Origin of the sequence: Pseudomonas sp. Sample_14 (assembly GCF_004307515.1) — a bacterium.
GTDB classification, from domain to species: Bacteria; Pseudomonadota; Gammaproteobacteria; order Pseudomonadales; family Pseudomonadaceae; genus Aquipseudomonas; species Aquipseudomonas atacamensis.
Genome location: NZ_RCOC01000009.1, coordinates 22,372 through 34,773, shown reverse-complemented (window position 1 = coordinate 34,773; position 12,402 = coordinate 22,372). Strand labels below are relative to the sequence as shown.

Annotated in this window: 10 protein-coding genes; 3 read left to right on the top strand and 7 right to left on the bottom strand. The window is 61.5% G+C overall.

The features are described from left to right. Nucleotides 1-107: 107 nt before the first annotated feature. The 6 genes from D8U61_RS01835 to D8U61_RS01810 form a co-directional block, all read right to left on the bottom strand. On the bottom strand, nucleotides 108-1,487 hold the full coding sequence (locus D8U61_RS01835) for a VOC family protein (protein WP_130926323.1): 1,380 nt from the start codon (nucleotides 1,485-1,487) through the stop codon (nucleotides 108-110). 88 nt (nucleotides 1,488-1,575) lie between these two features. Beyond that, nucleotides 1,576-2,796 carry a glycolate oxidase subunit GlcF gene (glcF, locus tag D8U61_RS01830; protein WP_130926322.1) on the bottom strand — a complete coding sequence of 407 codons (1,221 nt, stop codon included), beginning with the start codon at nucleotides 2,794-2,796 and terminating at the stop codon, nucleotides 1,576-1,578. 2 nt (nucleotides 2,797-2,798) lie between these two features. After that, complete coding sequence (gene glcE / locus D8U61_RS01825; RefSeq protein ID WP_130902625.1) at nucleotides 2,799-3,848, bottom strand: glycolate oxidase subunit GlcE; 1,050 nt, start codon at nucleotides 3,846-3,848, stop codon at nucleotides 2,799-2,801. After that, nucleotides 3,848-5,347, bottom strand: a complete 1,500-nt coding sequence (gene glcD / locus D8U61_RS01820) for a glycolate oxidase subunit GlcD (RefSeq protein WP_130926321.1) — start codon at nucleotides 5,345-5,347, stop codon at nucleotides 3,848-3,850. The genes glcE and glcD overlap by 1 nt, the downstream gene beginning before the upstream one ends. 163 nt (nucleotides 5,348-5,510) lie before the next feature. Beyond that, nucleotides 5,511-6,437 (bottom strand): alpha/beta fold hydrolase, encoded by a 927-nt coding sequence (locus tag D8U61_RS01815; protein ID WP_130926320.1) that lies wholly within the window; start codon nucleotides 6,435-6,437, stop codon nucleotides 5,511-5,513. Between the two features lie 21 nt (nucleotides 6,438-6,458). After that, nucleotides 6,459-7,913: an NAD(P)/FAD-dependent oxidoreductase gene (locus D8U61_RS01810; protein ID WP_130926319.1), complete on the bottom strand. Its 1,455-nt coding sequence runs from the start codon at nucleotides 7,911-7,913 to the stop codon at nucleotides 6,459-6,461. Nucleotides 7,914-8,101: 188 nt separating this feature from the next. Between D8U61_RS01810 and D8U61_RS01805 the strand changes: the two genes are divergently transcribed. The 3 genes from D8U61_RS01805 (at nucleotide 8,102) to D8U61_RS01795 (ending at nucleotide 11,329) form a co-directional block, all read left to right on the top strand. Then, the gene (locus D8U61_RS01805) at nucleotides 8,102-9,175 is read left to right on the top strand and encodes a diguanylate cyclase (protein ID WP_130889035.1); all 1,074 of its coding nucleotides are present in this window, start codon (nucleotides 8,102-8,104) and stop codon (nucleotides 9,173-9,175) included. A gap of 208 nt (nucleotides 9,176-9,383) precedes the next feature. Then, nucleotides 9,384-10,622, top strand: a complete 1,239-nt coding sequence (locus tag D8U61_RS01800) for a M20/M25/M40 family metallo-hydrolase (RefSeq protein WP_071171820.1) — start codon at nucleotides 9,384-9,386, stop codon at nucleotides 10,620-10,622. 404 nt (nucleotides 10,623-11,026) lie between these two features. Next, nucleotides 11,027-11,329, top strand: a complete 303-nt coding sequence (locus tag D8U61_RS01795; RefSeq protein WP_016774122.1) for a hypothetical protein — start codon at nucleotides 11,027-11,029, stop codon at nucleotides 11,327-11,329. 105 nt (nucleotides 11,330-11,434) lie between these two features. Here D8U61_RS01795 and D8U61_RS01790 read toward each other — a convergent pair whose 3' ends face one another. Further along, a complete protein-coding gene (locus tag D8U61_RS01790; RefSeq protein ID WP_024012471.1) occupies nucleotides 11,435-12,304 on the bottom strand; it encodes an oxaloacetate decarboxylase in 870 nt (289 codons plus the stop codon). Nucleotides 12,305-12,402: the final 98 nt, after the last annotated feature.

Here is a 12,402-nt window from a genome sequence, read left to right as displayed (position 1 = left end):
GCCATATGACCCGAAACTTGCGCTTGCCCGGTGAGGCTCAAGACGGTATCTACATTTGGAATGCGTTTCCCCTGTAGGAGCAGCCGTAGGCTGCGATCTTTTAATGTTTAACGTGCGAGTCGGGTCAAACACTCCTCAATCGACCGCCGTTGCGTCTCGGCATACAACCCCAGCTCATCAATGGTCGAACGCCCCAGCGCCTGTTCGAAAGCCTGTCGATTGGAGTGTTCGGCGTAATGCGTCTGCGCAGAATCGCCGAGGTTCGACTGAAAAATCCCCGCTGCGCTCACCGGCAGGAAATCTTCGTACACCAGCGGCTCCACTTTCACATAGCCATCGCGCAGCAAGTCCTCCAGGGACGACTCACCAAGTCCTTCAGCGGCCAAGCCCTTTTCCGTAGCGAAATAACGAAAGTACGCCAGCCCCTGTTCGCGCATGCCCTCGATGCTGTCAGGAAATTCCGCAAAATGCTGAGTCATCAGCGCGTTGTAGCGTGCGGCATTGGCTTCGTTGGGGAAGTCGCCCAGTTCATCGCGAGCGGCATTCAACAAGCGGTCGTACAGCGCGCGACCCTTGGGCGTGAGGGCAGCGCCGCGTTGTTCGATTTCGCCGAAGCGCGCGCTGTGGCTGCCACGGGTTTCGGGCTGATCGGTGAAGGCGATCGGCTCGTCCAGCGCTTTGAAGCTGGTCTGGCGCAGCAGGATCGGGCAATTGCGGCGCGGTGGGCCTTCGATCACCGCTTTTGGTGTAATGCCATGGGCGGGCATCTGTTGCTGCACGGTGTCGATGTCCAGCGTGCGAGGGGTCAGGTGGTTGATGTGCGGGCCTTTGAACGCAACGACATCGGCGACCAAGCGGTGCTGGGCGCTGAGTTTCTGGTATTGCGCGGCGCTGACCGTGGCGCTGTGGTGCCAGCGAAAAGTCTCCAGTGCCTGTCGGACGAATTCCACGGCCTCCGCTTCATTCAGTCCGCCTGCCGTTTCCGCCTGTTCAATCAGGCGCAACGCCTCTTCAGTAAAAATCGAACGACGGGCCAGTACCGACTCGGCAAACGAACGCAATTCAGGATCTTCAATCAGCTCCAGCCGCAGCAACGAGGTGAACACGCGAAACGGGCTGACCTGCAACGCTTCTTCATGCACCGCACGAAACGCCGTTGAATGCACCGGCACACCGGCCGGGGTCAGGTCGTAATAACCCACCGGTTGCATACCCATCACCGCGAACAGGCGGGCGAGGGTGGCCAGTTCGCTCGCGGTGCCGACGCGAATGGCGCCGTGGCGTTCCATGTCCAGCCGCTCGATTTCGCCGGTGCGCTTGAGCTGTCCGGCAATCTCAGGCTGACGTGTCAGCACTTCGCGATTGGTTTTCTCCACCAGTTCCATCAGCGCGCCGTACAGCGGCACCTCTTCGCGGTACATGTCGGACATCGCTCGGGAGAAGCGTTGGCGGATCAGGTCGGGGCTGACGAACGGCTGCACGGTCATGAAAAAAATTCCTGCCACGGTGACGAAATGGATGCCGGAAAAGATCGCAGCCTTCGCCCAAGCGGGCAAACGAAGAATCCTACGAACTTCATTCTGCCAACGACTGATCCACCAGTTCGATCCAGTGCCTGACCGGCGTGCGCCCGGCGCTGGCCAGATGGCTCTGACAGCCCACATTGGAAGTGACGATCAACTCAGGCCGGCCGCTTTCCAGAGCGTTGAGTCGATGGTCACGCAGTTGCCGCGCCAGCACCGGTTGGGTCAGCGAGTAAGTGCCCGCCGAGCCGCAGCACAAATGGCCGTCCGGCACCGATGTGAGGTTGAAGCCGAGTCGGGTCAGCACTGTTTCCACGGCGCCGCCGAGTTTCAGTGCGTGCTGCAAGGTGCACGGGCAATGCACGGCGATGCGCCGTTCGCTGGCGGCGCATACTTGCTCCAGTGGTTCCTCAGCGATTATTTGCACCAGATCCCGAGTCATTTCGCTGATCCGCCGGGCTTTCAACGCGTAGATCGGATCGTCCGCAAGCAAATGCCCGTAATCCTTGATGAACGCGCCGCAACCGCTGGCCGTCTGCACGATGGCTTCGGCGCCGTTCTGCAGATGCGGCCACCAGGCGTCGATGTTCTGCCGAGCGCGGTCGAGACCTTTGCCCTGAGCGTCGAGATGATAGTCGAGAGCGCCGCAGCAACCGGCCTCGCTCACCGGGGTGACGCTGATGCCCAAGCGATCGAGCACCCGCGCGGTCGCGTCATTGGTATTCGGCGACAGACCCGGTTGCACGCAACCTTCGAGCAACAACACCCGGCGCGCATGCCGAGGAGCAGGGCGCGACCCCATAACACCCAAGCGCTGCGGCAGTTTGCTTTCCAGCAGGCGCGGCAGCAGAGGCCGAAAGGTCGCGCCCATGCGCAGCAAGCCTTTGAACACAGCCGGATTCGGCGCCAACGCGCGCAAGCCTTCGCGCAGCAAGCGCTGGGCGGCGGGGCGCGGCACCGCGCTGTCGACCACCGCGCGGCCGATGTCGAGCAGGTTGTGATAATCGACGCCGGACGGGCAGGTGGTTTCGCAGTTGCGGCACGACAGGCAACGATCCAGATGCAGTTGCGTCTGCTCGGTGGCCGGTGCGCCTTCCAGCACTTGCTTGATCAGGTAAATGCGCCCGCGCGGACCATCGAGTTCATCGCCGAGCAATTGATACGTCGGGCATGTCGCGTTGCAGAAACCGCAATGCACGCAGGTGCGCAGGATCTTTTCCGCTTCGCCAGCGCGGGGCAATTGCCGCGATTGCTCGCTGAGGGTGGTTTGCATGGCTAGACCTCCGCGTACATTCGTCCGGGGTTGAACAGCCCTTGCGGGTCGAGTTGCGCCTTGAGTTGCCGGTGGTAGCGCAGAAGGGTTGGCGCCAAGGGTTGAAACGGCGAATCGGTGGCACCGTGGGTAAAGCACGTTGCATGGCCGCCTAAGGAATGGGCGAGTGCGTGAATCTCAGGGCTTTCGGATTTCACCCAGCGTTGCGCACCGGCCCAATCGATCAGTTGCTCGCCGGGCAGCTCGAGCGGGCCGAGGTTGTTCGGCAATGACAGGCGCCACAGCGGCAAACCTTCGTCGAAAAAACTCAGGCGCTGTTCGTTGAGGTCGCGCCAGAAACCCGAATCCAGCGGCTCGCCGCCGAGGCGTTGATGCGCCGCCGTCACCGAACCTTCGCCACCTTCCAGGCGCAGGTACAGGCTCCGGCCATCGTGGCACGCGGCGCTGATCGGCAGCGGTTGCTGGCCCCATTCGGCAAGTTTGCTCAAGGCCCGAGCGCAGTCGATATCGAGGCGGATGCTCAGGCACTGGCGCGGTTTCGGCAGGACTTTCAGCGACACTTCGGTGAGCACGCCGAGGCAACCGAAACTGCCGGCCATCAGCCGCGACAGGTCATAACCGGCGACGTTTTTCATCACTTCGCCACCGAAGCGCAGATGCTGACCGAGGCCGGTGATCACCCGCGTGCCGAGAACGAAGTCGCGTACCGAGCCGGACCACGGCCGGCGTGGTCCGGACAGTCCCGTGGCGACCATGCCGCCGACCGTGGCGCTGTCGGCGAAGGACGGCGGTTCGCAGGGCAACATTTGCCCGGCGTCATCCAGCGCCGCGAGCAGCTCGGACAACGGCGTGCCGGCACGTGCGGTGACCACCAGTTCGGTCGGATCGTATTGAACGATGCCGCGATGAGCACGGGTGTCGAGCACTTCGCCGGCCACCTCGCGACCGAGAAACGCCTTGCTGTTGCCGCCCTGAATCTTCAGCGGCGTGGCATTGGCCCGCGCGGCGTTGACCTGATCAAGCAGGGCGTTGGCGGCATCGAAATCAGCCATCAGAATCGCTCCAGCTCGGGGAAGGGCAGTTGCCCGGCGTGAATGTGCATCGCGCCGAATTCGGCGCAGCGATGCAGGGTCGGAATGTTCTTGCCGGGATTGAGCAGGCCCTGCGGATCGAACGCGGCTTTCACCGCATGAAACAGCAGTAACTCGTCGCTGTTGAACTGCGCGCACATCTGATTGATTTTTTCGCGGCCGACGCCGTGCTCGCCGGTGATGCTGCCGCCGACTTTCACGCACAGTTCGAGGATCTTGCCGCCCAATGCCTCGGCGCGATGCAGCTCCCCCGGCTGGTTGGCATCGAACAGGATCAGCGGATGCATGTTGCCGTCGCCGGCATGGAATACGTTGGCCACGCGCAAGCCATATTCTTCGCCAAGACGCGAGATACCTTGCAGCACAGCGGGCAATTCGCGGCGCGGGATGGTGCCGTCCATGCAGTAATAATCCGGCGACAACCGGCCGATCGCCGGAAACGCGTTTTTGCGCCCGGCCCAGAAACGCACACGCTCGGCCTCGTCCTGGGCCTGGCGCACTTCAGTGGCGCCGGCCGCTGTCATGACTTCCCGTACGCGCTGGCAATCGTCGTGCACGTCGGCTTCGACGCCGTCGAGTTCGCACAACAGAATCGCCTCGGCGTCGACCGGGTAACCGGCGTGGATAAAGTCTTCGGCGGCGCGAATGGCCAGGTTGTCCATCATTTCCAGACCACCCGGAATGATCCCGGCAGCGATGATTTCGGCAACCGCACGACCGGCCTTTTCCACTGAGTCGAAACTGCCGAGCAGGACCTTGGCGACTTGCGGTTTGGGCAGCAGTTTCACCGTGACTTCGGTGATGATCCCCAGCAGGCCTTCGGAGCCGGTGAACAAGGCGAGCAGGTCAAAACCGGCTGAATCAAGCGCCTCGGAACCCAGCGTCAGACGTTCGCCCTCGATGGTCAGCACTTCGATTTTCAGCACGTTGTGCACGGTCAGGCCGTACTTGAGGCAATGCACGCCACCAGCGTTTTCCGCGATGTTGCCGCCGATCGAACAGGCGATCTGCGATGACGGATCCGGCGCGTAATACAGGCCGAACGGGGCCGCCGCCTGGGAGATAGCAAGATTGCGCACCCCCGGCTGAACCCGCGCGATACGTGCAGCGGGGTCGATGTGCAGGATGCTGTTGAACCGCGCCATCACCAGCAACAGGCCCTTTTCCAGTGGCAGCGCGCCGCCGGACAATCCCGTACCGGCACCCCGCGCGACCACGGGCACGTTGTTCTGATGGCACAGTTTCAGCAGGGTTTGCACTTGCTCCAGACGCCGGGGCAGGGCCACCAGCATTGGCGTGGTGCGGTAGGCGGAGAGGCCGTCGCATTCGTAGGGTTTAAGTTCATCTTCGCGCCAGAGGATGTCCAGGTCCGGCAGGGCGTGTTGCAGGGCCTTGAGCAATTCGCCCTTGTTCACCTCGGGCAACGGACCGTCGAGGCGTTCGTCGTAAAGGATGTTCATGGGACCGCCAACCTTCTGTCTCCGCTGATCGTTCCCACGCTCTGCGTGGGAATGTAGCCCGTGACGCTCTGCGTCACTGGACGCAGAGCGTCCCCTGAGGCATTCCCACGCAGAGCATGGGAACGATCAGTTGCGCCACCTGGGGCATTGCGAATATCCATCTTCATCGCTGTCGTTCCAGAAATTCCACGTACAGCCGCGCGGTATTTCCCGGCTGTTCGACCATCGGCATGTGCCCGACGTGATCCCACACATCCACTTCGAGATTGGCGATGCCTTTGCTCCACACCGGCACGCTGCTGACGTCGATCAGGCGATCCTTGCGCCCCCACAGCAACAGCGCCGGACATTTGATCTCGGCCAGTTTCGGCTCCATCGGCGGGCTGGCGCGGAAGTCGCGGAAGATTTCTTCGAGCTCGTCACGTTGTTGCTCATAGCGCTGGGCGACGGCGTCCAGCACCAGCTTCGGTACCCACGGCGGCGACTCCATGGTCATCGCGTAGAAGCGCTGAAATTCTTCGCGGGAGTTGATCAGGAACGGATTGTGCCCGCGCGCCAGATGGCGCTCCATGTCGCTCGGCTCCGGTGCGGTGACGCCGGCCGGGTCGATCAGGGCCAGCGATGCGATCCGCTCCGGATAGGTCGCCGCCAGCCACGCGGCGATATAGCCGCCCATGGAATTGCCGATGACATGGACTTTCTCCACGCCGCAGACATCGAGCAGTTGAATCATGCGTTTGGCCTGAACCGCGATGTCATAACCGCCGCCAGCCTTGAAGCCAGTCTCACCGTGGCCGGCCAGATCCGGAATGATCACCCGATACTGACGGACGAAATGCCGGGCGCAGCGCAGCCAGAGGTTTTTGTCGGCGCTGAAGCCGTGCAGCATCAGGATCGCGCTGGACGCCTCGTACGGCCCGCCTTGCCAGGTCGACACGGTCATCTCGGCGATCGGCACTTCGATCTTGTGCAATTTGTACAACCTGGCCTCGCTGGCCATGGCCAGGTCGTACAGCCAATGGCCAACCGCCGGATAACTCAGCCAGCTCCAGGCCACGAAAACCGCGAGTGCGACAAACAGCAAAAGCATCGACGTCTTCCTTTTACGTGTTCAGGACAAAATATGGTCGGCCGGTTTCAGCGCCCGGGTCAGCAGGTGATAGCTGAAACTGAAGCCGGGAAACATCGCGATCACATGACCGCTCTTGCTCTGGTACCAACTGTGGCAACCACCGGACTTCCACACCGTGCGCTGCATTTCCCGGTGGATCATTGCAGTGTAGGTACGTTCTGCGTCACGGCGCACTTCGATGCTGCGCAGGCCTTTGGCCCGTACGGTGCGGATGCAGTCGAGGATGTAGTTCATCTGCGATTCGATGATGAACAGCGCCGAGGTGTGGCCAATGCCGGTGTTCGGCCCGGTGACGATAAACAGGTTGGGGAAATCCGGCAGGCTGGTGCCGAGGTAGGCGCGCGGGTATTCGGCCCAGACATCTCTGAGTTGCACCGCGTTTTTGCCGCTGACCGGGTAGGAAATCACCCCGTCGGTGGCGTCGTAACCGGTGGACCAGACGATCAGATCAACATCGAGATGCTCGCCGTCCACGGTGTTGATCCCGCTATCGTCGATCGAAGCGATGCCGTGCTCGCGACTGTGCAACGTGACGTTGGCGCGGCTCAGCGCCGGGTAGTACGTGCTGGAGACCAAAACGCGTTTGCAGCCGATGGTGAAGTCCGGGGTGAGTTTCTGTCGCAGTACCGGGTCTGGAACCTGGCGCTTGAGGAACCGCAGCGCATGTCGCTGGACCAGATGAATCGCCGGTCTCGAGTATTTGAAGGCGATCACCCGGGTTTCGAATTGCCAGTAAATCAGCCAGCGCAGCAGCTTGTACGCCGGCTTCAGGCCAAGCAGCCAGCGCTGGAAACGGCCGAATTTGCGATCGGCACGCGGCAGCACCCAATGCGGCGTGCGCTGGAACACATGCAGCTGTTCGACTTGTGGCGCAATCGCCGGAATAACCTGGGCTGCGCTGGCACCGCTGCCGACGATCGCCACGCGTTTACCGCGATAGTCGTAGCTGTGATCCCAATTATTTGTATGAAAAGTCTTGCCTTGAAAGCGATCCATCCCGGGAAAGCGTGGGATGACCGGCTGACTCAATGGCCCGGAAGCATTGATCAGGAATTGGGTTCGGAAAGTACCTCTGGCGCGGGTGTGCACCAACCAATGCTTTTCCGCTTCGTCCCACTCGACGCGCTCGACATCGGCCCCCAGTTCCACGCGCTCGCGTAAACCGAACTGCTCGATCAGCTGTTCGGTGTAGTGACGCAGTTCCGCCTGTTCGGCGAACATCTGCGACCAGCGGTAGGGCGCGAATGATAGCGAATACAGCGGCGACGGCACGTCCACCGCTGCGCCGGGGTAGGTGTTCTGGCACCAGGTGCCGCCGAAGAAGGCGCGTCGTTCAAGAATGCGAAAGTCTTCGATTCCGGCCTTGAGCAGGTTGACCGCCGCGCACTGGCCGCCGAAACCGCTGCCGATGATCAACACAGCGTAGGTATGCATGTGCCCCCTTTTTATAGTTGTTTTTCCATTTCCCCTCTTTCATTTATAGCCAACTCTGGGCCGCGCGTGCGGCGCTGATAGCGCTCTATTCAGGCCGCTGGCCGGTGATGGCTATTTAACGGCGCCCTGATAGACTCCGGACACATCCTTGTCGGGATGTAACCATGCATCGCGCGGTCGAGGCCCTTATGGGAAATACGCGAGGAAAGGGACTTTCACTGGCCAGGAGGCTTTACAGGTCGCGGGTGTTCGGGCTGCTGCTCGGGCTGATGTGTGTCAGCGTGGCGATGTATGCCCTCGATCCGCCGCTGTGGGTGTGGGGCCTGATGCTGTTCAATGGCCTGATCTGGCCGCATCTGGCGTTTCAATGGGCGCGCCGCTCGAGCGTGCCGTTTCGCGCCGAACACCGCAATTTGCTGATCGACGCATTCATGGGCGGCTTCTGGGTCGCCGCCATGCAGTTCAATCCGCTGCCCAGCGCAACCACGATTTCGATGATGGCGATGAACAACGTCGCCATTGGCGGTGGGCGGTTTTTGCTGGCGGGCACGGCGGCGCAGCTATTGGGCATCGGCGTCGGGCTGGTGGTGTTTGCGCCGGCGTTCATCCCGCCAACAACGCCGCTGCAGCTCTACGCCTGTTTGCCATTGCTGTTGCTGTATCCGCTGGCGCTGGGCTGGATCTGCTTTCGTCAGGCCTCGACCCTTGGTCGGCACAAGCGTGAGCTGTTGGCGTTGAGTCGCACCGACAGCCTGACCGGCCTGCTCAATCACGGCGCGTGGAAGGATCAACTGAACCTCGCGTTCCAGCGCTGCAAACGCCAGCAGCAGGGCGCGGCGATTGCGCTGATCGACATCGACCACTTCAAAGCGATCAATGACACCTATGGGCATGTCGCTGGCGATATCGTCCTGCGCCAGTTGAGCAAACTGCTCAAACAGAATCTGCGCGCCACGGACGTGGCCGGGCGATACGGCGGGGATGAATTCTGCGTGATCCTGCCGGAGCTGCCGCTGTTCAACGCCGCTCAGGCCATGGAAGCCTTGCGCGAGCGTTTCGCGGTGATGGGCTATGAGCAGAACCCGGCGTTGAAGGTCAGTCTGAGCATTGGCCTGGCCGCCTACGACCCGAGCCATGCCGACGCCACGCGTTGGCTGGATGAGGCCGATCAGGCGTTGTACGAAGCCAAGGCCAGTGGGCGCAATCGGGTGATCTGCAACAGCGACAACAAGCCGAGGCAGGCGCTGCTGGATTCGGTCTGACGGGCGAGCTGATACCTGTGGGAGCGAGCCTGCTCGCGAAAGCGCTGGGTCAGGCGGTATCAATATCGTTTGCCACGACGCCTTCGCGAGCAGGCTCGCTCCCACCGGGGTATGTGTTGTCGGTTAGATCAGTGTCGCATCCGCTATAGAGCCTCGCGCCGATGTCGGTTACGGTTGAAGTCCCCCGACACGAAACAAGGACTGCTTCATGACGTTCTCATTTCCCCGATCACTGCTGGCTGCCAGTCTCGGTCTGTCCCTCGCGTTCTCGGCCGTGAACGCTTGCGCCGAACCGCATAAACAAGTGCTCGCCGATGCCGAGCAGTACCAGCCCGAAGCCCTGAAGTTACTGGAACGGCTGGTCAATATCGACTCCGGTTCCGGTTATGAACCGGGCCTGAAACAGGTCAGCGACATCGCCATCGATGAGCTGAAAAAACTCGGCGCAACTATCGAACTGGTGCCGAACACCCCGGAAAAATCCAACCACGTGCTGGCCACGCTCAAAGGCACCGGCAAGGCGAAAATCCTCCTGATGGCGCACATGGACACAGTGTTCAAGGAAGGCTCGGCTGCCGAACGGCCATTCCACATCAAGGACGGGCGTGCCTACGGGCCGGGGGTGATGGACGACAAGGGCGGCATCGTCGCCGGCATCTACGCGCTTAAAGTGCTGAAGAACCTCGACTTCAAAGACTACGCGCAGATCACTTTCCTGCTGGACGCCAGCGAAGAAACCGGCTCGGATGTCGCCACCGACCTGATCAAGAAAACCGCCAAACAGCACGACGTCACCCTCAACCTCGAACCGGGGCGCCCGGCCGATGGCCTGGTGGTGTGGCGCAAGGGCAGTGCGACGGCGCTGGTCGAAGTCAAAGGCAAAGCCGCCCACGCCGGGGTCGCGCCTGAATTGGGCCGGAACGCGGCGATGGAAGCGGCGCACCAGATTCTGCAACTGGGCAAGCTCGGCGATGAAGCGAAGAAAACCACCATCAACTTCACCGTGCTCAAGGCCGGTGATCGCACCAACGTAATCCCGGACCAGGCCACGGCCAAGGCTGACGTGCGCGCGGCGGTGCCGGAAGAGTTCGATCGTATCGAGAAGGATCTGGCGCGGGTCTCGCAGGACAAGTTGATTGCCGAGACCGAGGTGAAAACCTCTCTGCAGCGCGGTTTGCCGCCGATGCCGCAAACGGCCGAGTCGGATCGCCTGATGGCCATGGCCCAGGGAATTTACGGCGAAATTGGCCGCAAGCTGACCGAGGAGGGCAGCGGCGGCGCGGCGGATGCCAGTTTGTCCGCAGGCGTAGGGACGCCGACGCTGGATGGCTTCGGCATTGTCGGCGGCAATATTCACACGCCTGAGGAATATGCCGAAGTGGCGAGTGTGGCACCGCGGATTTACTTGTTGTCGCGGATGATCATGGAGTTGGCGAAGCCGCGGTGATGGGGTTTGCGGTGTGACGAGGCCGGGCGGGGTGCCAGAGAAATCGGCCCCTCACCCTAACCCTCTCCGGGAGGGAGAGGGGACTGACCGCGTTGTTTGTGGTCCATGTGGCAACCGCCAGATCAAGTTGAATTCAAATTCGCATTCAACGCGATCTCTCACGTAGGCGTAGATCCAGAGCATCCCCCAATCAGTCCCCTCTCCCTCTGGGAGAGGGCTAGGGTGAGGGGCTTTTTGTGGGAAGTGTGGAAGTCGAGCGCGGCGTACAAAAAATACCGAAAAGTCCGACAGAAGCTCTGGTTGCGGCCGTTGGGCGCGACTTTTATAGTCTCCGTTCGCAGATAACTCTGCGACGATCTTGGCCGGTCGAATACAGCACCAGACCCCTCTTGGGAGTGAACTTTATGACCGACCAAGTAATGCCGCGCTATCTCCCCATCGACACCTACGACGCCGAATCCCCGGTGCTCTTCATCAATACCCACACTGAACTCAGCGACATGGCCGCCTGTGCGATGCACCGGTTTGTGGTCGTGCGCGATCTGGCCGACACCTTTGCCAGCCTTAACCTCAAGGGCATTTCCGATTGTGATCTGACGCGGGTGACCAGCGCGGTTCATCTGCTGATGCGCGAGGGCTGCGCGATTCTGAATGTGATTCAGGCGCGGGCGGCGCAGCGGGAGGAGGGGTATAAGACGCCGGTTTAGCGGTGCCGCAATAGACGCTTTCGCGAGCAGGCTCGCTCCCACAGGGGAGTGCATTTCAACTGTGGGAGCGAGCCTGCTCGCGAAGAGGCCGGTACAGCGTATGCATCACTCCTTGACGCTCATGTATTCCTTGGCCCAGAGAATGTATTCCTCCGGCTGGGTATAGGTGTGGGTCAACTCGGTCGCGCTCAAATCGGCGGCCTGGGTGAAGATCTGTCGCTGTTCGCGCAGGCTGTCATAGGTGGCCTTGATCGCGGCGAAGTAGGCGCCGTGGCCGTCGATGGTCACGCGCACGCCCAGTTCGGCGAGGCGTTTGTCGTCGCGCAGGGCCGGGTTGCCGTAGGTGACCAGCATCAGCGGCACCGTCAGGTGCTCGGCGATTTGTTCCAGTTGGTCGAAGTCTTGCACGCCGACCATGCAGATACCGTCAGCGCCCGCCGCCTGATATTGGCGGGTGCGGCTGATGATTTCCTGGTTCGGCAGAATGCCGGCATTGGTGCGGGCGATGATCGCCATTTCCGTGTCGACCCGGGCTTCCAGCGCCGCGCGGATCTTGCCGACGCCTTCGGCCACGGTGATCAGGTCGGTGGATTTGCGTCCGAATTGCGCGGGCAGCAGGGTGTCTTCGATGGTCAGTGCAGCGACGCCGGCGCGTTCCAGTTCGACGATGGTGCGCATCACGTTAAGAGCGTTACCGTAGCCGTGATCGGCGTCGGCGATCACTGGCAATTGGGCGACGCGACCGATGCGCGTGGCCTGTTCGGCGAATTCGCTGAGGGTGATCAGGGCGAAGTCCGGTGCGCCAAGCACCTGCAGCGAGGCCACGGAGCCGCCGAGGATACCTACTTCAAAACCCAGGTCAGCGGCGATGCGGGCGGACATCGGGTCGAACACCGAAGCGGTGTGGTAGCAGGTGTCGGAGGCCAGCAGCTGACGGAAATTGCGGCGCAAATCTTGATGGGAAAGCCTGGTCATACGAGTTCCACCAATACATAAGGAATGGAAAGGCTTGAGCAAAGGTGTCAACGCCGAAGAATGAAAAGGCTATCACGCGAATGGGTCAAGAATCATGA

What these genes read in the sequence shown, in the direction of transcription:
- D8U61_RS01790 (WP_024012471.1), bottom strand. Translation starts at nt 12,304, where the DNA reads ATGACCAGGCTTTCCCATCAAGATTTGCGCCGCAATTTCCGTCAGCTG.
- glcF (WP_130926322.1), bottom strand. Translation starts at nt 2,796, where the DNA reads ATGCAAACCACCCTCAGCGAGCAATCGCGGCAATTGCCCCGCGCTGGC.
- D8U61_RS01795 (WP_016774122.1), top strand. Translation starts at nt 11,027, where the DNA reads ATGACCGACCAAGTAATGCCGCGCTATCTCCCCATCGACACCTACGAC.
- D8U61_RS01815 (WP_130926320.1), bottom strand. Translation starts at nt 6,437, where the DNA reads ATGCTTTTGCTGTTTGTCGCACTCGCGGTTTTCGTGGCCTGGAGCTGG.
- glcE (WP_130902625.1), bottom strand. Translation starts at nt 3,848, where the DNA reads ATGGCTGATTTCGATGCCGCCAACGCCCTGCTTGATCAGGTCAACGCC.
- glcD (WP_130926321.1), bottom strand. Translation starts at nt 5,347, where the DNA reads ATGAACATCCTTTACGACGAACGCCTCGACGGTCCGTTGCCCGAGGTG.
- D8U61_RS01805 (WP_130889035.1), top strand. Translation starts at nt 8,102, where the DNA reads ATGGGAAATACGCGAGGAAAGGGACTTTCACTGGCCAGGAGGCTTTAC.
- D8U61_RS01800 (WP_071171820.1), top strand. Translation starts at nt 9,384, where the DNA reads ATGACGTTCTCATTTCCCCGATCACTGCTGGCTGCCAGTCTCGGTCTG.
- D8U61_RS01835 (WP_130926323.1), bottom strand. Translation starts at nt 1,487, where the DNA reads ATGACCGTGCAGCCGTTCGTCAGCCCCGACCTGATCCGCCAACGCTTC.
- D8U61_RS01810 (WP_130926319.1), bottom strand. Translation starts at nt 7,913, where the DNA reads ATGCATACCTACGCTGTGTTGATCATCGGCAGCGGTTTCGGCGGCCAG.